Annotated in this window: 17 protein-coding genes and 1 tRNA gene; 13 read left to right on the forward strand and 5 right to left on the reverse strand. The window is 58.7% G+C overall.

The window, feature by feature from the left end; translation table 11 throughout:
• The first annotated feature begins 151 nt into the window (after positions 1–151).
• The 8 genes from acpS (at position 152) to DW136_RS08390 (ending at position 12,033) form a co-directional block, all read left to right on the forward strand.
• Entirely contained in the window at positions 152–691 is a 540-nt protein-coding gene (gene acpS, locus DW136_RS08355) for a holo-ACP synthase (protein ID WP_055252164.1), read from the forward strand.
• The gene (locus DW136_RS08360; RefSeq protein WP_118289407.1) at positions 692–2,308 is read left to right on the forward strand and encodes an NAD(P)H-hydrate dehydratase; all 1,617 of its coding nucleotides are present in this window, start codon (positions 692–694) and stop codon (positions 2,306–2,308) included.
• 2 nt (positions 2,309–2,310) lie between these two features.
• Complete coding sequence (alr, locus tag DW136_RS08365) at positions 2,311–3,456, forward strand: alanine racemase (RefSeq protein WP_118289408.1); 1,146 nt, start codon at positions 2,311–2,313, stop codon at positions 3,454–3,456.
• Positions 3,457–3,464: 8 nt separating this feature from the next.
• Positions 3,465–4,085, forward strand: a complete 621-nt coding sequence (locus DW136_RS08370) for a uracil-DNA glycosylase (protein ID WP_117640841.1) — start codon at positions 3,465–3,467, stop codon at positions 4,083–4,085.
• A gap of 12 nt (positions 4,086–4,097) precedes the next feature.
• Positions 4,098–4,604, forward strand: coding sequence for a tRNA (adenosine(37)-N6)-threonylcarbamoyltransferase complex ATPase subunit type 1 TsaE (gene tsaE, locus DW136_RS08375; RefSeq protein WP_006235849.1), 507 nt, complete (start codon positions 4,098–4,100; stop codon positions 4,602–4,604).
• Positions 4,591–6,975: a tRNA (adenosine(37)-N6)-threonylcarbamoyltransferase complex transferase subunit TsaD gene (gene tsaD / locus DW136_RS08380; protein WP_118289409.1), complete on the forward strand. Its 2,385-nt coding sequence runs from the start codon at positions 4,591–4,593 to the stop codon at positions 6,973–6,975. The genes tsaE and tsaD overlap by 14 nt, the downstream gene beginning before the upstream one ends.
• A gap of 792 nt (positions 6,976–7,767) precedes the next feature.
• A complete protein-coding gene (locus DW136_RS08385) occupies positions 7,768–9,657 on the forward strand; it encodes a carbon starvation protein A (RefSeq protein ID WP_118289410.1) in 1,890 nt (629 codons plus the stop codon).
• 183 nt (positions 9,658–9,840) lie between these two features.
• Positions 9,841–12,033, forward strand: a complete 2,193-nt coding sequence (locus DW136_RS08390) for a hypothetical protein (protein ID WP_158571450.1) — start codon at positions 9,841–9,843, stop codon at positions 12,031–12,033.
• 759 nt (positions 12,034–12,792) lie between these two features.
• Here the strand turns inward: DW136_RS08390 and DW136_RS08395 are convergent.
• From DW136_RS08395 to DW136_RS08410, 4 genes are all read right to left on the reverse strand, one after another.
• Positions 12,793–12,867, reverse strand: a tRNA-Gln gene (locus DW136_RS08395).
• Positions 12,868–12,905: 38 nt separating this feature from the next.
• Positions 12,906–13,811, reverse strand: a complete 906-nt coding sequence (locus tag DW136_RS08400) for a peptidoglycan-binding protein (RefSeq protein WP_199408914.1) — start codon at positions 13,809–13,811, stop codon at positions 12,906–12,908.
• Positions 13,812–13,950: 139 nt separating this feature from the next.
• The gene (locus DW136_RS08405; RefSeq protein WP_117640837.1) at positions 13,951–14,964 is read right to left on the reverse strand and encodes a polyprenyl synthetase family protein; all 1,014 of its coding nucleotides are present in this window, start codon (positions 14,962–14,964) and stop codon (positions 13,951–13,953) included.
• A 127-nt stretch (positions 14,965–15,091) separates the two neighbouring features.
• Entirely contained in the window at positions 15,092–17,542 is a 2,451-nt protein-coding gene (locus DW136_RS08410; RefSeq protein ID WP_158549382.1) for a PTS transporter subunit EIIC, read from the reverse strand.
• Positions 17,543–17,769: 227 nt separating this feature from the next.
• On the opposite strand from DW136_RS08410, the gene DW136_RS08415 reads away from it, so the two are divergent.
• From DW136_RS08415 to DW136_RS08435, 5 genes are all read left to right on the forward strand, one after another.
• The gene (locus tag DW136_RS08415) at positions 17,770–18,489 is read left to right on the forward strand and encodes a GntR family transcriptional regulator (protein ID WP_055252172.1); all 720 of its coding nucleotides are present in this window, start codon (positions 17,770–17,772) and stop codon (positions 18,487–18,489) included.
• 306 nt (positions 18,490–18,795) lie between these two features.
• Positions 18,796–20,112, forward strand: a complete 1,317-nt coding sequence (locus DW136_RS08420) for an ABC transporter substrate-binding protein (protein WP_118289412.1) — start codon at positions 18,796–18,798, stop codon at positions 20,110–20,112.
• Positions 20,113–20,199: 87 nt separating this feature from the next.
• The gene (locus tag DW136_RS08425) at positions 20,200–21,054 is read left to right on the forward strand and encodes a carbohydrate ABC transporter permease (RefSeq protein WP_118289413.1); all 855 of its coding nucleotides are present in this window, start codon (positions 20,200–20,202) and stop codon (positions 21,052–21,054) included.
• The gene (locus DW136_RS08430) at positions 21,054–21,893 is read left to right on the forward strand and encodes a carbohydrate ABC transporter permease (protein ID WP_089573621.1); all 840 of its coding nucleotides are present in this window, start codon (positions 21,054–21,056) and stop codon (positions 21,891–21,893) included. The genes DW136_RS08425 and DW136_RS08430 overlap by 1 nt, the downstream gene beginning before the upstream one ends.
• Positions 21,894–21,961: 68 nt before the next feature.
• Entirely contained in the window at positions 21,962–23,161 is a 1,200-nt protein-coding gene (locus DW136_RS08435; protein ID WP_117640835.1) for an ABC transporter ATP-binding protein, read from the forward strand.
• 457 nt (positions 23,162–23,618) lie between these two features.
• Here DW136_RS08435 and glgP read toward each other — a convergent pair whose 3' ends face one another.
• Positions 23,619–25,886, reverse strand: coding sequence for a glycogen/starch/alpha-glucan family phosphorylase (gene glgP, locus DW136_RS08440; RefSeq protein WP_118289414.1), 2,268 nt, complete (start codon positions 25,884–25,886; stop codon positions 23,619–23,621).
• Between the last annotated feature and the right edge of the window lie 103 nt (positions 25,887–25,989).

Genomic DNA, 25,989 nt, shown 5'->3' on the forward strand with positions numbered 1-25,989 from the left:
AAACTGAAGAAGGGGGAGGCCTCGCGGCCTCCCCCTTTTTTTGCGTTTACGGGCTTTTGTCTCACATAGTAGCTGTGTTTTATAACCCTCGTTTGTCGCATCTTCTGTGAACGGGCTACAATAACTTAGTCTGTGCGATATGGAGGTGAACATGGCTGAAGCTGGTATCGGCGTTGATATCGTCGAGATTTCCCGCATGAAATCAATTCTTGAAAAGACGCCGTCGTTTGCTCGGCGTGTGTTTACCGAAGAAGAACGTGCGTATTGCGATGCATCATCGCGTCCCGCTGCTCACTATGCGAGCCGCTTTGCTTCGCGTGAGGCGGTGCTTAAAGCTCTTGGCACGGGTTTTAGTCAAGGCGTGGGTCGCAAGGATGTTTCGGTAACGCGTGATAAACTCGGCAAACCGAAGGCTCTGCTTTCTGGTCGTGCTCTCGAAATCGCCCAGGATTTGGGTGTTGTCGAGGTCGCTCTTTCTATTACCCTTACGGGTGACTTGGCTGTCGCTAATGCCATTGCAATCACCGAGGATGCTCGACCTAAGCCTAAGGAAGAAAAGGTGAGCAACAAGAAACGCGTTGCGCAGACATTTAAAGAGGCTCGCTCTGTTTTAGATGAGCTTGAGCAGCTGCAGAATTCAGCATTGACGGAGCACTTGGGCGATGCTTCGCAAGATACGCTAGGAGCATAGATGAAACCGGTTTTGAGTACCGAAGAAGTCGTTCGTCTCGAGGATATCATCGAACGCGAAGGGACTTCGAAGGCCGAGCTTATGGAGCTAGCGGGTGAGTTTGCCGCCAACGAGGTCTTGAAGCTCAATCCCGATCGGGTTCTCGTTCTGGTCGGTTTTGGTAATAATGGCGGCGACGGTTGGGTTGCCGCCGATATCTTGAGCCACAAGGGTGTGGACGTGGATATCGTTTCTCCGGTTGAGCCGGATGAGATTCCTGCTGCTCTGGCACGTCATGTTGCTCGTCGAACTGCCGGTCGCGATGTGCACGTTTGCGTCGGTCCCTCGCGTGACGAACTCGAGGTTTTGATCGATAAGGCGGATGTTGTTGTCGATGCCATTTTTGGTACCGGTTTCCACGGGAATCTGCGTGCGCCGTTCTCCATTTGGATTCCTACGGTCAATGAATGCGCCGATTGTGTCTTATCCATTGATGTCCCCTCGGGCCTGAATGCCGAGACGGGCGTTGTTGATGACGACTGCATTCGTGCCGAGCGCACGGTGACGATGATTGCGCCCAAGATTGGTCTGTATAGCGCTGATGGCCCTGAGTATGCTGGCGATTTGATCTGCGGCAATCTTTACGACCGTCTTGACGAAGTCATCGATGATGTTGACCACGCCGCCGAGATTGTCGAGCCCGGTGACTTAGTTGATTACTTTGCTCCGCTACCATCGAATATCGATAAGTATTCCCGTGGCTCTGTGCTTATTGTCGCCGGATCGGCGCAATATCCTGGTGCTGCCATTATGGCGGCCAAGTCTGCAGCTCGCGCGGGTGCTGGTTACGTGGCAGTCGCGGCTCCTGACGCCTGTGCCAATCTCATTCGCATGGCACTTCCTTCGATTCCCGTCTTTGCTATTCCGTCTGATTCGCGCGGCTCCTTTGGCGCCGCTGCGCGCATGACGGTGTGTGAGATCGCAAAGAAGTACAGCTGCGTGCTGTGCGGTCCCGGTATGACGACGTCTGCTGGCGCTATGCAGGTGGTTTCGGGCTTGCTCGAGCTTGAGGTACCGCTAATTTTGGACGCCGATGCACTCAACTGCCTTGCTAAGATTGCCATTGACGGTATTGATAGTAACCCCGAGATGTATCGTCGCGAGCAGCCGTTGGTTATGACGCCGCATTATCGTGAGCTTTCGCGCCTGGTTGCCGGTGACGAGGTGAACGACCTTGGTACCGCGATTGCGGCCGCGCAGAAGGTTGTCTGGGCTGCAGGCTCCGACAATCTGGTGGTCATAGCCAAGGGGCCGACGACGGCTATCTGTGGCGTTGAGCGCGTGCTGCTGCCACTCTCGGGTCCGGCTTCTCTGGCAACTGCCGGTTCGGGTGATGTTCTCGCGGGTATTTTGGCCGGCACGCTTGCCACCATGCGCGACGAGATGGATCGTTGGGAGTTGCTGTATTCGTACGCCGTCGCACTTCACAGCTACGCCGGTTTTGCCGCGGCGACGGAGTATGGTGAGAAGAGCGTTATCGCAACCGATCTTATCGACTTGATCGGTCCTGCCATGGAGCTGGCGGCAAAGGATGCGCTCGAAGATCTGGGAATCATGGACGAAGGGTCGGATGACTAATCATGAATAAAGCCGATTTGACGCGCTGGTCCTGGGTCGAGATCGACCGCGGGGCGCTCCGTCGCAACACGAGGGCCTATAAGAACTTGTTGAATCCGAGTCAGCGCCTGTGCTGCGTGGTCAAGGCCGATGCTTATGGTCATGGAGCTGTTGAGTGCGCCAAGATCATGTATTCGGCCGGTGCCGACATGTTTGCCGTGGCGACGGTTAACGAGGGCGTTGAGCTCCGACAGGGCGGGATTACGAAACCCATCCTCATCCTAAGCGAGCCGCCTATCGAGGCCATTCCGACGTTGCTCGAGTTTGATATCATGCCCTCGGTCTATACGTCTGACTTTGCTCTTGCGTATGGCGAATGTGCCGTCGCGGCGGGCAAGGTGGGCAAGTATCATCTCGCCATCGAGACGGGCATGAACCGCATTGGCGTACATTACACGCAGGTGCCCGACTTTGTCCGCGGTATTAATTTCCATCGCGGTATTCAGTGCGACGGCGTATTTACGCACTTCGCCACGGCCGATGAACCTTCGGGTTGGGACTACAAGCTGCAGTGCCAGCGTTTTACCGAGGCCGTTCAGGCCATTAAGGACGCAGGTTTTGAATGCGGTATCGTGCATTGTGCCAATACGCCGTCCTCGATGCTCGATTCTTCAATGCACTTTGACATGATTCGTGCCGGCATCGGTTTGTATGGTCTGCAGCCATGTGAGCTGAGTGGTCGCGTGATGCAGCTTGATCCCGTCATGAGCGTCCACGCGCGTGTGACGCGCGTGGCGCATCCTGCGATGGGCGAGGGCGTGGGCTACGGCTTTACCTACCGCGTACCGCGCACGCGCGTTCAGATCTGCACCCTTCCGATCGGTTATGCCGATGGCCTTTCGCGTACGCTTTCCAATCGTATGGACGTGCTGTATCGCGGCGAGCGTGTGCGTCAGGTGGGCAATATCTGCATGGACCAGTTTATGGTCGCCATTCAGTCCAACCCGGCGCATGAGATTCCCGAGGCCGAGTATGGTGACGAGATGATCATTGTCGGCCGCGATGGAGATGCCGAGATTACCATGGACGAGATGGCGCGCCTACGCGGCACGATTAACTACGAGGTCGCTTGCGGCTTTGGTATGCGTCTCGACAAAGTCTACGTGTAGGAGTCGCTATGGGCGTCATGCACATCCCCGGCCATAGCCATCAGGCGCCGCGTGAGGTCGCACTCGAGGAGATCGAGGCCGTTCTGGGCGATTGTCACCTTTGCCAGCTTTACCAGTCGCGCCATAACATCGTGTTTGGCGTGGGAAACCCCCACGCTCGCGTGATGTTTATTGGCGAGGCGCCGGGCCGCAATGAGGATTTGCAGGGCGAGCCCTTTGTGGGGGCGGCAGGCGAGGACCTCAACGGCATTTTGTCGCTGGCGGGGCTCAAACGCGAAGACCTCTACATTGCCAACGTGCTTAAGTGCCGCCCGCCGGGAAACCGCAATCCGCGTCCCGAGGAAGTGCTGGCTTGCTCGCCGTTTTTGCGTGAGCAGATTCGAAGCATCTGGCCCGATATTATTGTGACGCTCGGCAACCCCGCGACGCACTTTGTGCTTAAGACCGAGATTGGCATTACTAAGCTGCGCGGCAGGTTCCACCAGATGGGGCATTTTGTAGTAATGCCCACTTTCCATCCGGCAGCAGCGCTACGCAATCCGGCGTGGCAGGAGCTACTGGAGGAAGACTTTAAGATGCTGGGCGACTATCTGGAGCGACATCCCGCACCAGAGGACGCCTCGGAATAATAAGGAGCATATATGTCCCTGGAGCGCCTGGGGGTAGGTACTTACAAAACGACTTGCGCTGCCGATACGGAGTACTTTGGCGAGCTAATTGCACCGTGCCTTGAGGACGGCGATGTGCTCATCCTGACCGGTGGCCTGGGAGTGGGCAAAACTCACTTTACCAAGGGCGTCTCGCGCGGGCTGGGCGATGGGCATATGGTTACGAGCCCTACGTTTGCGCTCATGGCCGTCCACGATCAAGGTCGTATTCCGCTGTTTCACTTTGATCTATACCGCCTGGAGCATGCCTACGAGCTCGAGGATACGGGCATTTTCGATGTGCTGGGCTATGAGGGTGCTTGCCTGCTGGAATGGGGCGAACAATTCCAAGACGAGCTGACGGATGAGTATCTTTCGGTGACGCTCAAGCGTGATGAGGGCGACAGTGATGTGCGAACGATAACGCTCGAGGCGCACGGTGACCGCGCAATGGAGCTTTCCCATTTGATTGATAAGGCTGTACAAGATGAGCTTGCATAACGACAACGCGCTGGTGGTGGCGCTCGATACCTCGACCGACATGCTTGCCTGCGCGGCAAGCTGGATTGATGGGCAGACGGGCGAGACGAAGCTCGTGAGTGGCGACCACATGTGTCGCCGTCACGCCAACGTTGAGCTCGTGAATACCGTTGATGGCATGCTGGCTCAAGCCGGTCTGGATCGCAGCGATGTTGGTTGCTACGTGGTCGGCCGCGGCCCGGGGTCGTTTACGGGTGTGCGCATCGGCATCTCCACTGCCAAGGGCCTCGCGCGCGGTGCCAATGCTCCGCTGCTGGGCGTGTCGACGCTCGACGCTTGCGCTTGGACGGCGTGGAAGGCTGGCGTGCGCGGCAAGCTTGGTATCTTGGCCGATGCTATGCGCGGTGAGGTATATCCGGCGCTGTATATGCTGGTCGATGAGGGCCCCGAGCGTCAATTTGAGCGCGAACACGTGGTCAAGGCCGCCGTGGCGCTCGATGAGTGGCGCCGAGCAGCGGACTGGGACCAGGTTCAGCTGACCGGTGACGGTCTCGTGCGCTATGGCAAGCTGCTGGGTGAGGACGAGACCGCCCGCTGCGTGGAGCGCGACCTGTGGTGGCCTTCGGGCGAGGGCTTGCTGCTCGCGCACGCTGCGGGTGACGGCGATCCGGCTCGCGTCCTGCCGATTTACACGCGCCTTTCGGATGCCGAGGAAAACGAGCGCAAGCGTCTTGGTCTTGCTGAGAGTGCACAGAGCGAAATTACGGGCGTTGCCGATGAGCTCGCCGGTCGTCATCTGCAGTTCCGTCCCATGGGCGCGGCGGATGCCGAGGGCGCGAGCGCGCTGGAGGCCGCCTGCTTTGAAGGTGCCGGACACGAGGCGTGGACGCCGGGCATGTTCCTGTCCGAACTGGGCGAGGACGTCGCTGCGCCGCGTAGTTGGTGGGTGGCACACGACGACGGCAAGCTGCTGGGCCTTGCCGGCGGTATGGTCGTGGACGGTGATGTGCAGATTCTGGATGTCGCCGTCGACCCGGCACATCGCCGTGAGGGCATTGCCCGCAAGCTGCTGTCGCACGTGAGCTATGATGCCCAGATGCTCGGCTGCACTACGGCTTCGCTCGAGGTCGAGGACGGTAACGAGGGAGCGATCGCGCTTTATAACGCTCTGGGCTTTACCGAGGCTGGCCGTCGTCGTGGCTATTACGGTGCCGGCAAGGACGCCATCGTCATGACGGCCCCACTTCCCCTCGTGCTTCCGGTCGATAACGCCTCGCCCGAGCCGACGGCAGCCGAGCAACGCGCATGGCCCCTGTCTGCGCCCAAGCGCTCTGCCGAGGAACGTGTCGAGATTGAGCATCGCCGCCTAGTGCTCGCTATCGAGAGCTCCTGCGACGAGACGGCGGTGGCGATTATCGATGCAGATGGCAATATGCTGGCCAACCAGGTGTCGACACAGATTGATTTTCACGCCCGCTTTGGCGGCGTGGTGCCCGAGATCGCCTCGCGCAAACACGTCGAGGTGATTGTGAGTGTCGTGGATGCGGCACTCGAGGACGCCGCAGCGTCGCTGGGCCTTACGGGCGGAGCCATTACACCAAGTGAGCTTGCCGCCGTGGGCGTGACACAGGGTCCGGGCCTGGTTGGCGCCCTGGTGGTGGGCGTCGCCTTTGCCAAGGGCTTTGCGTATGCTGCCGGCAAGCCGCTCGTGTGCGTCAATCATCTGGAGGGCCACCTGTTTGCCAACCTGTTGGCGCAGCCCGACCTCAAGCCCCCGTTTATCTTTACGCTTGTCTCGGGCGGGCACACCATGCTCGTGCACGTGAAGGCATGGGGCGACTACGAGGTACTTGGTGAGACACTCGACGATGCTGTGGGCGAGGCCTTCGACAAGGTAGCCAAGGCGTTGGGTCTGGGCTATCCCGGTGGCCCCATCATCTCCAAGCTGGCCGAGACGGGCAACCCCCGCGCGATCGATTTTCCTCGCGCGCTTAACAGCAGGGGAGACTATCGTTTCTCGCTTTCGGGTCTTAAAACGGCCGTGACGCTCTACATCGAGCAGGAGACCAAGGCCGGGCGCACGATTCACCTGCCCGATCTGGCGGCTTCGTTTGAGGCAGCCGTCTTTGACGTTCAGTACAAGAAGGCCAAAAACGCCCTGCATGCCACCGGATGCAAGGAATACTGCATCGGCGGCGGCGTCTCGGCTAATCCGCATCTGCGCGAGATGATGATCAAGAAGCTTGGGCGTCAGGGGATCCGCGTAACGGTGCCACCGCTTTCGGCGTGCACCGACAACGCCGCCATGATCGCAGAGGTTGCCCGCCGTAAATTCGACCGAGGCGAAATCTCGCCGTTCGACGTCGATGCCGATCCGAACATGACGCTGTAGTCATACGGGTGCGGTCCCCGACCGGAGGGGCCGGATATAAGGTTTCCTGCTCTACAGTCCTGCGCAAGACGAAGGCCACATTAAGTGGCCTTCTTTGCGTGCGGAACTCGCGATAAACCTTATATCCGGCCCCTCCGGTCGGGGACCTTTCTGTATCGATATAGCTTTTGGGCTGGATCGGCGTCGACAACGTCCGGCAAGGATAGTTAGCCCGCGTCGAATTTCCGGCGTGCTTTAGCTGAAAGAAAAAGTTGGTGTGCGGAGCTTTCGCTCTGCATTTGGGATGGGAGCCCCTCGGGAGCGGGCGGGCGTATACAAGGTTTATCGCGAGTTCCGCACGAGCCGGAGAGCACTTAATGTGCTCTCCGTGCGAGCAGGACTGTAGAGCAGGAAACCTTGTATACGCCCGCCCGCTCCCGAGGGACATCTCTCATGCAAAAACTTTTGTCGGATAAAGTCAGAGGTCAGTGGCGTTTTATACCGAGAAATTCAAAAAAAGTTGAAAATTCATTACATATTTGCGTTGACTTTAGGTAACTAAAGTTTCATACTCCTTTTCAACCACTGGGGATGTGAACACGCACGGATCGTTCACATCATGATTGAAGAGGATTTCTTAGACATGTTCACGCATCAGCTAAACATTATCAGCGTAGTAATTATCTGATGCGGGTTAGCACATACAGCTAGCCCGTACGATAACGGGCGGCTGATGAAGATGAGGGCCGTCGAGCGCAACCGACGGCCCTCATTTTTTATGTCTAGGAAGTTCTTTTTAGAGGAGGAAATGTAATGAACGGAGTTTTGCTCATGGTTGTGGCCGCGGCGGTGCTCGCCTGCGGCTATCTGGGCTACGGCCGCTGGCTGGCCAACAAGTGGGGCGTTGACAAAGAGGCCCTCACGCCGGCCAAGCGCATGAAGGACGGCAAGAGCTTCTCGCCCGTCTCCGCCTTTACCGCGTTCTCGCACCAGTTCAGCTCGATCTGCGGTGCTGGCCCTGTCACGGGTACGATCGTCGCCATGGCCTTTGGCTGGCTGCCCGTCGTGCTCTGGGTCCTCGTCGGCGGCATCTTCTTTGGCGCCGTCCACGACTTTGGTGCTCTGTACGCTTCGATGAAGAACAACGGCAAGTCGCTCGCTCAGCTCATCGAGAAGTACATCGGCAAGACCGGCCGTCGCCTGTTCCTGCTGTTCTGCTGGCTGTTCTGCATCATCGTCATCGCCGCCTTCACCGACATGGTCTGCAAGACGTTCATGTTCACCCTGGCCGTTGACGCTTCTGGTGCTGCTACCGGTGCCATCGACTTCACCAAGTCCTATGCCGCCGGCTGCGCTGGTACCATCTCCGTCCTGTTCACCTTCGTCGCTATCGCCTTTGGTTGGGCCCAGAAGAAGTTCAACCTCACCGGTGCTACCGAGTTCGTCACCGGCGTGGTCCTCATGGTTCTCATGTTTGCCGTCGGCATGCAGTTCCCGGTCTACCTGGACAAGTTCCAGTGGTTCGCCGTTGTCATGGTCTACCTGGTCTTTGCTGGCGCCATGCCCATCCAGATGCTCAAGACCCCTCGCGACTACCTCACTTCCATCATGATGATCGTCATGATCGCCTGCGCTGTCCTCGGTATCGTCGTCCTGGGTGTTAACGGCCAGGCCACCATCACCGCTCCGGCCTTTACCGGCTTCTCCACTGCCTCCGGCATGATGTTCCCGGTCCTGTTTGTTTCCGTTGCCTGCGGTGCCCTCTCCGGCTTCCACAGCCTCGTTTCTTCTGGTACCTCCTCCAAGCAGGTCGAGAAGGAGCAGGACGCCGTCAAGGTCGGTTATGGCGCCATGATCGTCGAGTCCTTCGTCGGCATCCTTGCCATCATCGTCGCCGGCATCATGTTCTCCGATATGAACACCGCCGGCACTGGTGCCCTCAACGCCGGCGTCGCTTCCACCCCGTTCCAGATCTTCGCCGCTGGTATCTCCCGCGGTATGCAGGCCTTCGGTGTTGACGGCACGCTCGCTACCGTCTTCATGACCATGAACGTCTCCGCTCTGGCCCTGACCTCGCTCGATGCCGTCGCCCGCATCGCCCGCACCTCGTTCTCCGAGTTCTTTGCCCAGACCAACGACGCCCTGGCCATCGAGTCCAAGGCCGGCTACATGAAGGTTCTCGGCAACCCCTGGTTCGCCACGGTCGTCACCCTGCTTCCCGGTCTCGCCCTCGCCTTTGGCGGCTATGCCAACATCTGGCCGCTCTTTGGTGCTTCCAACCAGCTGCTCGGCGGCATGACCATGATCACCCTCGCCGTGTTCTGCAAGTGCACCGGCCGCAAGGGCTGGATGCTCTACGTGCCCGTCGCCTTCCTGCTCTGCTGCACCTTCACCTCGCTGGTCCAGAGCGCCATGGGCTGCATGACCGCTGTCCAGGCTTACGGCTTCTTCGGCACCATCCCGGCTACCGCCACCACGGCCGCCGTCTCCGTCGCCGCCACCAAGGGCCTGCAGCTCGTTTTCGCCGTCCTGCTGATGGTCCTGGGCCTCATCGTTGCCGTCAACTGTCTCAAGGAGTTCTTCGGCAAGGAGGCCGGCTCCATGCCCGACGAGGAGCCCGAGTGGTCCGAGATGGGCAAGGCCGAGTACGGTCGCGCCGCTGCCGCTGAGGCTCCTGCCGACGCCGAGGCCGCTAAGGCCTAGTCGGTCGGACGGGTTGAATCTCCCATCTATTTGACTCGGAAAGACCGGGTCCGCAATCAAGCGGACCCGGTCTTTTTTCTTGTGATAACAGGTGGTGCAAGGGCGTTCTCGCAGATGTTTTGCGTGGATAGGCTCGTGCGTTGTACCATATGGACGTATATGTGTGCATATGAAAGGGGCCCCGTGGCCAAGACGGTATATTCCGATAATCAAAACAATGTCGATGCTCTGGTTGAGCGTCTGAGCAGCCAGACGTCGCTTTCTGCCGAGCGCGCCAAGCTGGTTGCCTACGACCTGCTCTGCCGCAAGGCGCTCAAGATTAAGTCGAGCGCGCTGGCGCAGATTTTCCGCTCCGTCGATAAGGAATGCGATACCAAGGCGATGCGCGATGAGCTTATCGCGGCAAATATCGTGACCAAGATCGAGGGCAGCGGCATTAACGGGCGCCCGGCGTTCTATACCATCAATGTCGAGATCCGCGATGCCCAGGAGCAGCCTGCCGAGTCCGTCGAAGATTTTGTCGTCGAGGATTCCGCTGACGTGCCTGCTGTGGAAGAAGTTGCTCCGCGTGAGCATGTTGATACCGATGAGTTGCTCGATGAGAACGTCGTGCGTGCCTTTACGGCCAAGGCAGGGCGCGGCGGTTTTGGCGGGGGTGGCAAGCGCGATGCGCAGCGTCGCGCCCAGCAGGAGCGCTTCCGTCGCGCCGTTGCTCAAAAGGGTGAGACGGATGCCGAGGCTGTTGAGAACGAGGTTGCTGCCGAGTCGCAGAGGCCCGCGAAGGAGCAAAAGCCCGTGGAGGCCCAGGAGCCCCAGCGTCGCCGTGGTGCCCACTTTAAGGCTGCGCAGCAGGATGTCGTGCATGAGGTTGAAGAGCTTTCCGAGGCCGCAGACGATGTTGAGGAGTCTGCCAAGAAGGCCCCGGGCTCATGTCGTCCCGGACGTGGTTTTGCGAGGCGCGCGTATCCCGTAAGGCGTCAGGAGAAGGGCGAGCCGGCTCCGACCGCTCAGGCCGAGAAGGCCGAACAAACCGAGAAAACCGTTGAGCCGGCGGCTCGCGAGCAGAAGCCTGTTGAGCCGCAGCTTGAGGTTGCTGCCGAGGCCAAGGGCGAGCAGCCTACTGATGGGCAGACGGAGCAGGGCGCGTCGAGCAGGCCTCGCCGCCGTCGCCATCGCGGGGGTCGCAGTTCCCATGCCGAGACTGCAGCCGAGAAGACCACGCCGCAGGACGAGGATGCGAAGGCCGAGGTTTCTTCGGGGCAGCCTAAGCGCCAGCCGGCGAAGGAGAGCAAGTCCGATCGTCCGCAGAAGCAGGCGTCTATGCCGAAGCGCGAGCGCAATTCCCAAGGCGATTCTAAGCGCAGGTCTCAGAAGAAGCCGGAGTCTGCCGCAGCAGATGCTGCTGCCCAGCAGCCCGAGTCGGCCGTCCACGGCGAGGTATCGGCGTTTGCCCTTGCCCGCGTTTTAGGCAGGCAGCTGCTCAAAGTTGTCCCTACGCCTACGGCGCTCTCTAAGATCAAGGAGCAGCAGACACAGATCGTAAAGGTCGAGGGCAAGGACGGCAAAAAGGCTCCGCAGCGCACTCAGCACAACGAGATGTCCAACCGCAAGATTGCCGAGGAAATCGCAATCATCCAGGCTTGGATCGAGCAAAACCGAGGTGCCGATACGCCGGTTGCCTCGCGCCGCCAGCGTGCCTACCAGATTTTTAACGACGAGAAGGCTTTTGACGGCAAGCACGGCGAGCGTCTAATTCGGCGTATGACCGAAAAGGGCATCAGCATGCAGGCGATTAAGGTCGCCCCCAACCGCCCCGTGCACTTTACGGGTTTCTTTACGCTGGGCGCCGATAAGCCGTTCATTATGGTCGAGAACCTGGACACCTATGACGAGATCGTCAAGCTCCTGCGCGGCCGCAAGCACGCTAAGCTCTTTGGCATCAAGGTGGGCGGCGTGATTTTTGGCGGCGGATGCAAGGCGAGCGTCTCGCATGCCCTGGACGATTATCTGGCTGAGATCGGCTATCGCTTTAACTACGTCTACTACGTGGGCGATATCGACCGCGAGGGCGCGCGCATCGTCGAGCAGGCTCGCAATGCCAATGTGGTTGAGATTCGCCTGCATGCCGGCATGTACCGCGCCATGCTCGCCGAGCATAAGCGTCGCGTGAAGGCCGGCGGCGAGTGCGAGCCCGCGGCTGCCAACCAGGGCGTGCCGCAGAACTTGGCGGCGACGATCAAGGATCTGCCCATGGTCACGCGCGTGCAGTTCCGCAATGTGCTGCGCGAGGGCGGGCGCATTCCGCAGGAGATTCTGATGACCGCCGACTATCGGGATGGCGACTCGGGAAGCTTCGACCGCATGCTGAACAACTAAATTCCGCCGGCCCCGCTCTCCCGGGGCCTGTCGTGGCTTGGCCGTTGCATGCGGCTCGCTTTTCGGAACGGGGCTGACGGACACGTTCCGAAATCTACCACCGTCGCTGTGCAGGGTGTCTATAAAGAGCCGTGGCCAAAAAACATCAAATATGAGTACTGATACTCTTTTAGTAGCAGTAATTTTGACCACATTTAAGGTGATTTGACGTGTCGATCGAGCAGATAAGCTGCCGTATCTCCTCAAGTGTTCATTAAAGGAAGACCTTGATGCGAATAAATCTCGTTAAGATCTTCTTTTATTAACGAAAATAATGTAGCTACAACGGTGACAGTACTCATATTTGCCGTTTTTTGGCCACAGTCCTTCGGAGGGTCCTCGAAAATAGTCCCGAGCCGGCACTTGGGGACGTTCCTATAATGCCGGCACTTAGGAGCGTCCCCAAGTGCCGACACCGCGTCTGCCTGCGGCGGCCGCGCCCCGCTGCATCGCTCCGCACCCTTGCGGGTTCGAATCCCTCCGCTTGGCGGCGTTGGCTCGATTTGCTTGACGTGAGGGGCTCTTGGCTGGTGTGGGACGGAGGGATTCCGCGTCCGCCTGGTCGGCGGCCGCGCCCCGCTGCGTCGCTTCGCTCCTTGCGTGCTGCGCTGGAAAACGCTTCGCGTTTCCTCAGCTCCGCACCCTTGCGGGTTCGAATTCCTCCGCTTGCCCACAAGAAAGCGCCCTGGGCCGTTATGGGCTTAGGGCGCTCAGTTTTAATGGCTGGGACGGAGGGATTCGAACCCCCAACAGCCGGCACCAAAAACCGGAGTTCTACCGTTGAACTACGTCCCAATGTGTGGTGTTGCTCAAAAGCAACTCGTCTAGTTTACCTAATCTGCGAGGGCATCGCAAACGCCGTCGAGTAGGCGTACGGCGAGGGTCTGCGCGTCGCTGGCCGTAAAGGTGCCGTTGTAACGCGTCATGCCGGTGAGCTCGATGCGAATTCGTGCCGGCTTTTGCTGTGCGGCGACATTGGCGGTACGGATGCGCTGGGCCAGGTTGTGGCACTCGGCGAGGGCGATCGTGGCGCGCGGGGCGGCGTCTGCAGGCAACTCGTCGCTTGCGATCTCGAGCACCAGGTCGACATCGGTCGGAACCTCGGAATCGCAAAGCATCATGCCGCTGCTGTCGGTCGTCGCCGTGGCGATGTTCCACATGCGCGATGCTACGCTGCGCGCGATAGGGTCCTCGCCGATGACGGCAATCTGGAAACGCTCGAGCACGTTGGCGGCGCGCGCAAAACCGATGCGAGACTCGGCTTCGGTGACCGAGGGCTTGCCCTCCCACACATGGTGCAGGCGGTTGATGTAGGCGTAGGTGTCCTGGAAGGCCATGCCGTCGGCAAACAGGCCGACATTTTCCTGGAACTGCTGCAGGGCGGCCTCGGTATGCGGACCAAAGTAGCCGTCGTCTTCGCCACAGGCAAAGCCCAAAACGTTGAGAGCGCGCTGCAGGGCCTTGACGTCGGCGCCGTGAAAATTGGGCATGCGAAGGTAGAGCGTGCGGTCGCCCAGCTTATACGAGGCGTCGACCAGGGCGCTCCAACAGGGGATATCGACGGCATGACCGGCAGCAAGGCCGCTGTCGAGCCTGAAGGTGCTGACGGCCTGCTCGGTGGTGGTGTCAAAGCGCTTGTCGGCGACCTCGTCGGCATCGATGGTGTAACCGAGCTGCAGAAGGCGGGACTGAACATCCTCGACGGCTGCTCCCTGCATGCCCGTGGTAATAGGTTCCATGAACGAACCCCTTTCGGCGTACGATTCGTACTATTTTGAGCGCGTGTCGGATAGACAACGCGAGACAATGCATAAACATGCACTCAACAGTGTAGCAACTTGTACCCAAACGCGCTGCCCACAGGTTTTGTGACCCCCGCTAGTTGAGGCGCTCCACAAAGAAATCTGCCATGGAGAGGAACAGTTCGCGTGCGTGCGGGTCAAGCTCAACGTTCTCGATGGCAGCCTTGGCTTTTGCGGTCAGGTCCAGTGCGTAGGCGTGAGCATATTCGATGGAGCCGGTCTGCTGGAAGATCTCCACGGCGCGCGCGAGCTGCGCGGGGTCCTCGGTGCCCGAGGAAAGGATTGCCTCGACCTCGTCGTGATGGCGCTCATCAGACAGGGCGTGCACGGCAACGAGCGTGCGTTTGCCCTCGGTGATGTCGGTGCGGAAGTCCTTGTTGGCGGCCTCTTTGGTGCCGACCAAGTTGAGCAGGTCGTCCTGAATCTGAAAGGCAAGGCCGGTGTGCAGGCCAAAGGCGCGTAGCGCCTCGACCTGCTCTTCGCTGCCGCCGCCGATAATGGCTCCGGCGGCAAGCGGCGTGGCTCCGCTGTAATACGCGGTCTTGTGCGTCGCCATGTCCAGGTAGTCATCAACCGAGATATCAAAGCGCTCGTCACGGACCCAACCCAGGTCAAGCGCTTGACCCTCGATGGTGCGGACGATCATCTCGGTAAGCTCGTGGAGCACACGCAGCTTCACGTCGGACTCGAGCGTGGGATCGTCGAGAACCGTCTTGGTGACCATGGTGAGCGCCAGGTCGCCACAATTGATGGCAAGGCCCGTGCCCTCGGTAAGGTGCATGCAGGGCTTGCCGCGACGAATCTGCCCGTTGTCGGCGATGTCGTCGTGGATGAGTGCGCCCGACTGAAAGTGCTCGATGGCCGCCGCGGCGCTGCGGGCGCTCTCAAAGCTACCGCCCACTGCGGTTGCGGCGAGCATGCAGATGAGCGGGCGGTGGCGCTTGCCAGCGTTTGCCGTAAATGCCGAGAGCGGGGTATACAGGTAACGCTCGATATCGGCGGAAGTCGCCTGTCCGTCAAAGAACGTGGCCAGATAGTCGTTAATCTGGTCAAAGTGCTGGGCTAAAAAGCTGGTAAACGGACTGGACACGGGTTCTCGCATTCTTTGATAGGTTGCATCGTTGCATTATGCAGACAACATATTGCCACATTAGGGCGTCGAGCGCGGCGGTTGAAGACGATTGGTCCATGCGGCCGCAAGTGCGGTAGGGGCTTGGCTAGATAAGCCCAAAGTGTTCGAGCGCGGTGACGACGCCGTCGTGGTCGATGCTGTCGGTGACATAGTCGGCCTTTTCCTTGAGGAAGTCCGGTGCGTTGCCCATGGCGATGCCAACGTCGACGGCGTTCATCAGCGAGACGTCATTGCTGGCGTCGCCGATGCCGTATACGGTTCCGTGGTGGGGATCGAGGGCGTCGAGTACGGACTGGATACCCTCGCGCTTGGTACATTCGCGAGGCGAAATCTCGGTCACTTCGAGCTCGAGCTCGTTAAAGCAGAGCAGCGGCTCAAACGCTTGATCCTGAGCGATGCGGTTGGCAAGCGACGTGGACATTAAGATCTTGTAGGCGCTGTAATGTTGCAGCTGCGTAATTGCATCGCCCACGGTGCGGGCGTATCCTGGGGCGTCGGGCGCATCGGCACTCATGCGAACGACGCCATTGAGTCCCTCAAAACGAATCACTTCGTCCGATTGCTCAAGAATGGGAGCAAGGCGCTGCAGCATGCCGGGCGTCATCGCCAAATCGCGAATCACGTGTCCCTCAAGTTCGACATAGCCACCCGCGAGGCAGACGATGCCGGTCCAGGGCAGCTCGAGCAGCTTTGGATGGATGCAGCTCAGCGTGCGCCCTGTGCAGATAAACGCCATATTGCCCTTGGCGACAAAATCACGGATGGCTTGCGAGACCGCTTCATTGGGATAGGGGGAGAGGTCTCGCTCGCTCTCGGGAAGCTCTTGTGCCACTCGAGGGTCTTGCCAGGCGAGTGTTCCGTCGATATCGAAGAAGCAGATATCGCCGCGCTTATGGGCTGCGCTGGCGGCAGGGGAGGCCGAGGTGGTGGACACAAATCCCGGCTCGAGGCCCATGATCTGGTCAAAATGCTCTTTAACGCGGGGAACGGAGATGCCAATAATCACCTGGGCGGTCTTGCCCGTAATGATGAGGCCCTTGGCGCCCACCGCGACAAACGACGCATTATCTGCAACGATGGAAGGGTCTGCGACCTCGACGCGCAGGCGCGTGGCGCAGTTGGTTGCGCCCACGATATTGCCAACGCCACCTAAAAGCTGAATTACCCGCTCAGCGAGGACGTGATCTTGATCGGATTGAATACTGACCTCGCCATTGGGAGATTGCTCTTTGGCAAAGCCGCTTCCCGTTAAACGATCGATTGCCGCGCGATTGGAGACATGATCCTCGCGGCCCGGCGTCTTAAGGTCATAGACCAAGATGAGTGCTCGAAAACTAACAAAAAAGATGAGGCTAAAGGCAAGACCGATACCGAGCGCCAAAAGGTAGGAGCCGGCATGCATTCGCATGAGTGGGATGAAGTTGAAGGCCGTCATTTCCATGAGACCGCCCGAGAAGATGCCGACGATGCCAAAGAAGTTCATGGTCATGGCAAGGCAGGAGGATAGGACGGCGTAGAGCAAAAAGAGTCCAGGATAGGTGAACATAAAGAGAAACTCGAGCGGCTCGGTGACACCGCAGACCACCGAGGCGACGATGGCGGGCAAAAGGATGACCTTAAGGCTGGCGCGGCGTTCGGGTTTGGCGGTGAAATAGAATGCTGCCGCGATGGCGGGAAGGCCAAAGAGCTTGCCCCAGCCGGTGGCGGTAAAACCTGCCCAGGGCGCAAGTTCATTTAAAGGGCGCGTGCTATGGGAGAGAATGGGGAGTAGGTTGGTCCACGTGGCGTAAATACCGTCGTGAATGACCAGATTGTCGTAATAGATGGGCATATAGAGCAGGTGGTGCAGCCCCATGGGCTCGAGTGCTCGCTCCAAAAACACAAAGATGCCCACGCCGAAGGGGCCGACGCCCGCAAGTGCGTGGCGCAGCGTTTCGGTCGCGGCGTATGCGAAGGGCACGATGGCGGCCGAGATGGCGGCAAGGGCAAACACGGCAAAAAAGCTGATGAGGTAGACCAGCGAGGAACCCGAGAAGGTGCCGAGCCAATCGGGAACCTTGGCATCGTAGAAGCGGTCATGGATGGCGACGACGGTTGCCGATACCGCCAGCGGGCCGATAATGCCGGTGTCGAGCGTCTTGATGCCGTCGATGACGGTGATACCGCTGGCGGGGGTCAAAGATGATGGGTACTTAAGCCCAAGGTTGTCTCCGCTCAGCTTAATGATCTCGCTCAAAAAGAAGCAATAGGCAAAATAGGCCACGAGTGCCTCGAGGCAGCAGCGCGCCGGTTGCTTTTGGGCAAGACCGATAGGCAGCGCTACGGCAAAAAGGAGTGGAAGGCGCTTAAAGACCGTCCACGAGCCGCGCTGGATGATGGTCCAGAAAACGTACCAAGGGGTTCCGTATACGGCGAGGTCGCCGACGATGTCTACGGTCGTGGCGAGGGCGGAGATGCCGACCATGAGGCCTGATATAGAAAACAGCATGGCGGGCGCGAACATTGCCCCGCCAAAGCGTTGGATTTTTTGCAGCATATTCTGCCTCTCGACCATAAGCCCGCCGTGTCTGCGGTGGAACGTTTAAACAATGAGTTAATTGTAGGGGAGTGAGCGTTCGCCGCATTGTTGGTTTTGATTCGAATCGATTGGAGCATCACGGGCGCCGTTGACAGTTAATAATCGGTGCTTTGCCGATAGACGGTTTAAACAACCCAAAGAAATGCTATCGTGCCTAGCCATACATATTCATTAGAGGTGAAATCATGCCAAAAGCGATTTACGAAGGAATCTACCGCGAGATCCGTTCGCGCATCATCAACGGGACCTATGCGTTTCAGGAGATGCTGCCAACCGAAGCCGAGCTGACCGCGGAGTTTGGCTGCACGCGCAATACCGTTCGACGCGCCTTGAGCATGCTGGCCGACCAGATGTTTGTGCAGCCTATACACGGTAAGGGCGTGCGCGTTATTTGGCTTAAGGGCGAAACCGACATGCTGGGCGCACTCGAAGAGGTTGAGTCGTTTGGCGAGTTCGCAAAACGCAACAATGCCGTCGCATCGACCGAGGTCAAGTCTTTTGAACATTTGATTTGCACTGAGCAACTCTCTCGTCGCCTGGGCTTTAAGGTGGGCGAGGAGCTGATTCGCGTAGTGCGTGTCCGAAGCCTCAACGGCAGCGCGCGCCAAGTGGACCATGGCTACTTTTTGGCGTCGATCGCCAAGGGCCTGACCCCCGAGATCGCGGCGGATTCTATCTACGGCTATCTGGAGCACAAGCGCGGCGTCAAAGTGATGGCGAGCCGTCGTACGGTGAGTGTCGAGCTCGCCAACGATGAGGACTGCAGCTACTTGGACCTTGGCAAGTACAACTGCGTCGCCGTTATGGAGAGCCAGTCGTACACCTCGGACGGCATCTTGTTCGAGGTCACGCATGCCCGCACGCATCCCGAGATCTTCCACTACCGCGTCAACTCCAAGCGATAGCCGGCTAGCTCGCAGCCTGACGAGACTCATGCCCTCAAAGCGAAAACGCCCGGTCAAACCGACGATGCATCGGCTTGATCGGGCGTTTTCTCTGCATTCGATAATAAATAATTGTTTATACAAAACTTGTCAAGTATCAAGTTGAAATTACCGTTCACCGAAGTTTTTCTACCGCTCTAGTAATACTTGTTCAAACAACTAGCCAAATAGCGTATTGTACAAGTCAGCAAAAGGGGCAAAGTCCCCGAGCCAATCTCCGAAGGCGGCGGCAAAGGGTGCCGCCACGGTGTGAAAGGGTGGATTGTAATGAAGAACGAAATGAGCAGAAGGCAGTTCCTGGGCTTTGCTGGTTCCGCGGCTGCGGTTCTTGGTCTGGGCCTCGTGGGCTGCGGTGGTTCTGCCGGCTCTGGCTCCTCTGCTTCCGGTGACGCTGCCGAGGTCTACTTCCTCCAGTTCAAGCCCGAGGTCGACAAGGAGTGGAAGGAGATCGCCAAGGCGTACAAGAAGGAGAAGGGCGTCGAGGTCAAGATCGTGACCGCCGCCTCCAACACCTACGAGGAGAAGCTCAAGTCCGAGATGTCCAAGAGCTCCGCTCCGACGCTGTTCCAGGTCAACGGCCCCACCGGCCTTAAGAACTGGAAGGACTACTGCGCCGATCTTTCCGACACCAAGCTCCGCGGCGAGCTCATCGACGACTCCCTGGCGCTGCAGTCCGACGGCAAGGATCTGGGTATCGACTGGGTTCAGGAGAGCTACGGCATCATCTACAACAAGGAGCTCCTCGAGAAGGCCGGCTACAAGGCCGAGGACATCAACTCCTTCGACAAGCTGAAGGCTTGCGCCGATGACATCCAGGCCCGCAAGGACGAGCTCGGCGTTGACGGTGCCTTCACTTCCGCCGGCATGGATGACTCCTCCAGCTGGCGCTACACCACCCACCTCGCCAACCTCCCGCTCTACTACGAGTTCGAGAAGGAGCGCAACCAGGAGGACGACGAGATCAAGGGCGAGTATCTCGACAACTTTAAGCAGATCTTCGACCTGTACATCACCGACTCCACCTGCGATCCTTCGCAGCTCGCCTCCAAGACCGGTGACGACGCCACCAACGAGTTCGCAACCGGCAAGGCCGTCTTCTACCAGAACGGCTCTTGGGCCTACGCCGACCTCACCAAGGCCGGTATGACCGACGACCAGCTCGGCATGCTGCCGATCTACATCGGCGTCGACGGCGAGGAGAACCAGGGCCTGTGCTCCGGCGGCGAGAACTACTGGTGCGTCAGCTCCCAGGCTTCCGAGGATGCCCAGAAGGCCACCGAGGACTTCATGTATTGGTGCGTCACTTCTGACACCGCCACCAGCATCATCGCTGACAAGATGGGCCTGACCGCCCCGTTCAAGAGCGCTAAGGAGACCACCAACGTCTTCTCTCAGCAGGCCGTTGCTATGGCCAAGGACGGCAAGAAGACCGTCGCTTGGGACTTCGTTTACATCCCCTCCGAGGAGTGGAAGAAGAACCTCAAGCAGGCTCTCATCGCTTATGCTGCCGACAACACCAAGTGGGACGGCGTCAAGAACGCCTTCGTCGATGGCTGGAAGACCGAGAAGGCTGCTTCCGAGTAAGCAGTTGCTGCCCAAGCTATCTGATTAGCGACAGGGGGCGGGCAGACGTAGGTTTGCCCGCCCCCTGCATATTGAAAGGACCCTTCTATGGGCAAAGCACTCAAGCGCTGGTGGCCGCTCTTTATGCTGCCCACGTGCCTGGCGTTTATGATCGGGTTCGTGATTCCCTTTATCCAGGGTTTCTATCTCTCGTTCTGCCAGTTTATTACCATCAATAACGCGCGCTTTGTCGGTATCGAGAACTACGTGCGCGCACTGACCGACCCGCAGTTCTCCACGTCGTTCTTCTTTACCGTGGCGTTTGCCTTCCTGTCGACGGTGCTCATCAACGTGATCGCGCTGGCCATTGCGCAGGCGCTCACTCGCAAGGCGCTCAAGGGCACCAACATCTTCCGTACGATTTTCTTTATGCCTAACCTGATTGGCGGCATCGTGCTGGGCTACATTTGGCAGATTCTGATCAACTGCCTGCTCTCCAACGTGGGCGCCCAGCTCATCGCCCTTAACTCTGCTGCTGGCTTCTGGGGCCTTATCATCCTGACCCTGTGGCAGCAGGTCGGCTACATGATGATCATCTACATCGCCGGTCTGCAGTCCATTCCGTCTGATTACATCGAGGCCGCCAAGGTCGACGGCGCTACGGCATGGCAGACGTTTTGGAAGGTTAAGATCCCCAACCTGATGCCGACCATCACCATCTGCCTGTTCCTGTCCATCACCAACGGCTTTAAGCTGTTCGACCAGAACCTCGCCCTTACCGGTGGTGCCCCGGCGCACTCCACCGAGATGCTCGCCCTGAACATCTACAACACGTTCTATTCGCGTGCTGGCATCGCATGGCAGGGCATCGGTCAGGCCAAGGCAGTTATCTTCTGCATCCTGGTTGTCGCTATTTCTATGATCCAGCTTAAGGCCACGAGGTCCAAGGAGGTGCAGCAGTAATGAAACGCGATAAGGCTATTAACCGCGCGCTCTCGATCTTCTTTACGATTCTGTCGCTCGCGTGGATCTACCCTGTGTTCATGATTGCGCTCAATTCCTTTAAGAAGGGGACCGCAATCAGCACCACCACGGCGTTCGATCTGCTCACGCCCGAGACGTTCAACGGCCTCGCAAACTACGTACACGCTCTTAACGAGCAGGGCTTTGCCTCGGCGTTTATGTACTCGCTCATCATCACAGTCACGTCGGTCGTGCTGATTCTGGTGTGCTGCTCCATGTGCGCTTGGTACGTGGTTCGTGTCAACAACAAGATCTCGAACTTCTTCTATTACCTGTTCGTGTTCTCGATGGTCGTACCGTTCCAGATGCTGATGTTCACGCTGTCCAATTTGGCGGACCGCATCGGCTTTAATACGCCGTTCAACATCTGCTTTATCTATCTGGGCTTTGGCGCGGGCCTGGCGGTCTTTATGTTCGCCGGCTTTGTAAAGAACATCCCGCTCGAGATCGAGGAGGCGGCCATGATTGACGGCTGCAACCCGGTTCAGGTGTTCTTTAAGATCGTTCTCCCCATCATGAAGCCCACCTATCTTTCGGTCGGCATCCTCGAGACCATGTGGGTCTGGAACGACTACCTGCTGCCCTACCTTACGCTCGACTCCACCAAGTACAAGACCATTCCTATTTTGATCCAGTACTTCCGCGGCGGCTATGGCCACGTCGAGCTCGGCCCCATGATGGCCTGCATCATGATGGTCGTTGTCCCCATCGTCATCATGTACATCTTCTGCCAGAAGTACATCATCGACGGTGTGGTGGCAGGTGCCGTCAAGGGCTGATGCCGTAACTGTTTTGCAAGTTTGGGCGGCGCCCCTCAGCGCGGCGCCGCGTATCGAAAGGTAGAGACATGGCCGAGATCGTTCTCAAACATGTTCAGAAGGTGTATCCCAACAACGAGTCAAAAAAGAAGGGCTTCTTTGGCAAAAAGAAGAAGACCGAGGAGAAGAAGCACAACCTCAAGGTTACCGAGGACGGTGTGCTCGCTGTAGAGGACTTCAACCTCACCGTTCACGACCAGGAGTTCATCGTCCTCGTTGGCCCCTCTGGCTGCGGTAAGTCCACGACGATGCGCATGGTCGCCGGCCTGGAGGACATCACCTCCGGCGACGTGCTCATCGACGGCAAGCGCGTCAACGACGTGGCGCCCAAGGACCGCGACATCGCCATGGTGTTCCAGAGCTACGCTCTGTACCCCAATATGACGGTGTACGAGAACATGGCATTTACGCTCGAGCTCAAGAAGGTCCCCAAGGACGAGATCGACCGCAAGGTTCGCTCTGCTGCCGAGATCCTGGGCATTACCGAGTATCTCGACCGTAAGCCTAAGGCGCTTTCGGGTGGCCAGCGCCAGCGCGTCGCCATCGGCCGCGCCATCGTGCGTGACCCCAAGGTCTTCCTGATGGACGAGCCGCTGTCCAACCTGGATGCCAAGCTTCGTAACCAGATGCGCGCCGAGCTCATTAAGCTGCGTCACGAGATCAAGGGCACCTTCATCTACGTTACCCACGACCAGACCGAGGCTATGACCCTCGGCGACCGCATCGTGGTCATGAAGGACGGCGTCGTCCAGCAGATCGCCACGCCGCAGGAGGTCTTCAACCATCCCGCGAACATCTTCGTCGCCGGCTTCATCGGCGTGCCGCAGATGAACTTCTTCGATGCCCAGCTGGTGCGCTCGGGCAACGGCTTTACTGTCAAGACCGAGGATATGAACGTGGCGCTCGCCCCGGAGACTTGCGCTCAGCTTGCCCTCAACTGGGACGGCGGCGACGTGAAGGAGATTACGGCCGGCGTGCGCCCCGAGCAGATCCTGCTTGCCGACAAGGGCGAGGAGGGTGCGCTCCAGGGCACCGTCGAGGTGACCGAGCTCATGGGCTCGACCGAGCATGTCCATGTGACCGCTCCCGACGGCCAGTTTGTCCTGATTATCCCCGTCGTCGACCTCGAGGCCAAGGGCGCGCTCAAGGCTGGCGACCCCATCTGGTTCAAGTTCGAGAAGAACGCGACTCATCTCTTCGATAAGGTGTCTGGCAAGAACCTTATCTAGGCCCGGTGCATCCAGGCCCTCCCTTTGGGCGACTGCGGCTTTGCCATCCTTTTGCCGCGGTCACATATAAGGCTCCCCTCCCGTCCACTGGGCGAGAGGGGAGCCTTTCTTTGTGTTGGGGCTTTCCGTCTGTCAGTTTGTCTTGATCTGTAACAGGTAGGGCCGATTTCGGACGTTAGATGTTACAGATCGAGACGGTTCCGCTGAGCTAACCATTTCATCTAAATCTGTAACACCAAAGGCGAATTACACCTGCTAGATGTTACAGATTGAGATAAACCCAAGGGGAGGGGCCGGTATGTCTCAATCTGTAACGGCTGGGACCGTTTTGGTTGAGTAATTGCTACGGATCGAGATTGTTTGGCCGAGTCGGATCACAGGGTAACGTGCGGGCACAAAAAACGGAGCCGTGTTGCCACGACTCCGTTTCTCAAGAGGATGGGTAAGGGAAGCGAAATTAGTTCAGGTGCCAGATCTCGTCGTTGTACTGGGAGATGGTGCGGTCGGACGAGAAGGTGCCAGCGTTGGCGATATTGATGAGCGCCTTGCGCATCCAGGCGTCCTGGTCCTCGTAGTCGGCCAGTACGCGCTCCTTGGTCTGGATGTACTCCTCAATGTCGAGCAGGGCCATAAACCAGTCCTTGCCCTTAATGTCGTCGTGCAGGCGCTGCAGGCGCTCGGCGTTGCCGGTCGCCATAAAGGCGGGGTTGGTGATAAAGTCCACCAGCAGCTTGATACCGGGCTTGCGGTAGAGTGCGCTGGCGTTATAGCTGCCGTCGGCGTAGAGCTGCTCGACCTGTTTGGACGAGGCACCAAAGGTATAGATGTTCTCGTCGCCCACGAGCTCGGCAATCTCCACGTTGGCGCCGTCGAGCGTGCACAGGGTTAGGGCGCCGTTGAGCATGAACTTCATGTTGGAGGTGCCGCTCGCCTCCTTGGAGGCCAGGCTGATCTGCTCGGAGATGTCGGCGGCGGGGATCACGCGCTCGGCGGCGGTGACGTTGTAGTTCTCGATCATGACAACCTGCAGGTAGGGAGCCACGTCGGGGTCGTTTGCAATCCACTGCGACAGCGTCAGGATCAGATGGATGATGTCCTGCGCGATAGTGTAGGCAGGGGCCGCCTTGCCGCCAAAGATGATGGTGACGGGGTGCTTAGGCTTATTGCCGTTCTTGATGTCGAGATACTTCCAGATTATGTAGAGCGCGAGCATCTGCTGGCGCTTGTACTCGTGGATACGCTTGACCTGAACATCGATGATGGCGTTGGATGGGATCGTCACGCCCTGTTCGAGCGCCATGAACTGGCGCATGATGGCCTTGGCCTCGGTCTTGGTGGCGGCCAGGCGCTCAAGAACATTCTTGTCGTCGGCGAACTTGGCGAGTTTGCTCAGATCGCCGGTGCTGCGCCAGTCGGTGCCGATCACATCGTCGAGCAGGCTGGCGAGCGCGGGGTTGGCCCCATGGATCCAGCGGCGGAAGGTGATGCCGTTGGTCTTGTTGGAGAACTTCTCGGGATAGATCTCGTAGAACGGATGAAGCTCGGTGTCCTCCAGAATCTTGGTGTGGAGGGCGGCTACACCGTTGATGGAGAAGCCAAAGTGGATGTCCATGTGGGCCATGTGGACGGTGTCGTGCTCGTCAATGATGGCGACGCGCGGGTCATCGTGCTCGGCTTTCGCGATCTCATCGAGCTTGACGATAATGTCGGCGATGGCAGGGGAGACCTTCTGCAGGCTAACGAGCGGCCACTTCTCGAGCGCCTCGGCAAGAATCGTGTGGTTAGTGTAGGCGACCATGGAGCGTACGATGGTCACGGCCTCGTCAAACTCGATGCCATGCTCGGTGGTGAGCAAGCGAATGAGCTCGGGGATGACCATGGTGGGGTGCGTGTCGTTAATTTGGACCACGGCGTAGTCGGCCAGATCGTGCAGGTTGCTGCCGCGCTCGATGGCCTCGTCGATCAGGAGCTGGGCGGCGTTGCTCACCATGAAGTATTCCTGGTAGATGCGAAGCAGGCGGCCCTGCTCGTCGGAATCGTCGGGGTAGAGGAACAAGGTGAGGTTCTTGGCGATCTCTGTCTTGTCGAAGTCGATGGAGCTGCCGGGGACCAGGCCGTCGTCGACGCTCGCCAGGTCGAACAGGCGCAGACGGTTCTTGGTGGGCTGGCCGTAACCGGGCACGTCGATGTTGACGAGCTTGGAGGTAACGGCAAAATCGCCGAACTCGACGGTGTAGGAGCGGTCGTCGTCGACTAGGATGTCCTGCTCACCGAGCCACTCGTCGGGGACGGCCTTCTGCTGGTTGTCGACAAAGCGCTGACGGAACAGGCCGTAGTGATAGTTGAGGCCCACGCCATCGCCGGTCAAGCCCAGCGTGGCGATGGAATCTAGGAAGCATGCGGCCAGGCGGCCCAGGCCGCCGTTGCCGAGCGACGGCTCGACCTCGAACTCCTCGATCTTGTTGAGGTCGTGGCCTGCGGCGGTGAGCTGGTCCTTAACCTCGTCGTAGATGCCGAGGTCGATCATGTTGTTGATGAGCAGCTTGCCGATCAAAAATTCGGCGGAAATGTAATAGAGCTTTTTCTTGCCGTTGTTGAGCGGGCAGGCGGCGGAGCGCTCCTGCACGAGTTTGACCAGCAGCTTGTAAATGCGACGGTCGTCGAGCTGCTCGAGCGAGGTGCCAAAAGACTGCTCGGCGAGTTCCATGAGGTTAATTTGGGGCATGTTTCCTCCTGTAATGGGTTGATTACATGTCTGCAATTCATAAGAATCCCGCGCGAGGGGATTGGGGTGGCCTCGCGCGGGTAAGCAAGCGCGTCCGCACGGT

The organism is Collinsella sp. AM12-1, from assembly GCF_003472325.1.
Taxonomy (GTDB): Bacteria; Actinomycetota; Coriobacteriia; order Coriobacteriales; family Coriobacteriaceae; genus Collinsella.

What these genes read in the sequence shown, in the direction of transcription:
- DW136_RS08370 (WP_117640841.1), top strand. Translation starts at nt 3,465, where the DNA reads ATGGGCGTCATGCACATCCCCGGCCATAGCCATCAGGCGCCGCGTGAG.
- DW136_RS08420 (WP_118289412.1), top strand. Translation starts at nt 18,796, where the DNA reads ATGAAGAACGAAATGAGCAGAAGGCAGTTCCTGGGCTTTGCTGGTTCC.
- DW136_RS08435 (WP_117640835.1), top strand. Translation starts at nt 21,962, where the DNA reads ATGGCCGAGATCGTTCTCAAACATGTTCAGAAGGTGTATCCCAACAAC.
- alr (WP_118289408.1), top strand. Translation starts at nt 2,311, where the DNA reads ATGAATAAAGCCGATTTGACGCGCTGGTCCTGGGTCGAGATCGACCGC.
- acpS (WP_055252164.1), top strand. Translation starts at nt 152, where the DNA reads ATGGCTGAAGCTGGTATCGGCGTTGATATCGTCGAGATTTCCCGCATG.
- DW136_RS08430 (WP_089573621.1), top strand. Translation starts at nt 21,054, where the DNA reads ATGAAACGCGATAAGGCTATTAACCGCGCGCTCTCGATCTTCTTTACG.
- DW136_RS08425 (WP_118289413.1), top strand. Translation starts at nt 20,200, where the DNA reads ATGGGCAAAGCACTCAAGCGCTGGTGGCCGCTCTTTATGCTGCCCACG.
- glgP (WP_118289414.1), bottom strand. Translation starts at nt 25,886, where the DNA reads ATGCCCCAAATTAACCTCATGGAACTCGCCGAGCAGTCTTTTGGCACC.
- DW136_RS08400 (WP_199408914.1), bottom strand. Translation starts at nt 13,811, where the DNA reads ATGGAACCTATTACCACGGGCATGCAGGGAGCAGCCGTCGAGGATGTT.
- DW136_RS08360 (WP_118289407.1), top strand. Translation starts at nt 692, where the DNA reads ATGAAACCGGTTTTGAGTACCGAAGAAGTCGTTCGTCTCGAGGATATC.
- DW136_RS08415 (WP_055252172.1), top strand. Translation starts at nt 17,770, where the DNA reads ATGCCAAAAGCGATTTACGAAGGAATCTACCGCGAGATCCGTTCGCGC.
- DW136_RS08410 (WP_158549382.1), bottom strand. Translation starts at nt 17,542, where the DNA reads ATGCTGCAAAAAATCCAACGCTTTGGCGGGGCAATGTTCGCGCCCGCC.
- tsaD (WP_118289409.1), top strand. Translation starts at nt 4,591, where the DNA reads ATGAGCTTGCATAACGACAACGCGCTGGTGGTGGCGCTCGATACCTCG.
- DW136_RS08385 (WP_118289410.1), top strand. Translation starts at nt 7,768, where the DNA reads ATGAACGGAGTTTTGCTCATGGTTGTGGCCGCGGCGGTGCTCGCCTGC.
- tsaE (WP_006235849.1), top strand. Translation starts at nt 4,098, where the DNA reads ATGTCCCTGGAGCGCCTGGGGGTAGGTACTTACAAAACGACTTGCGCT.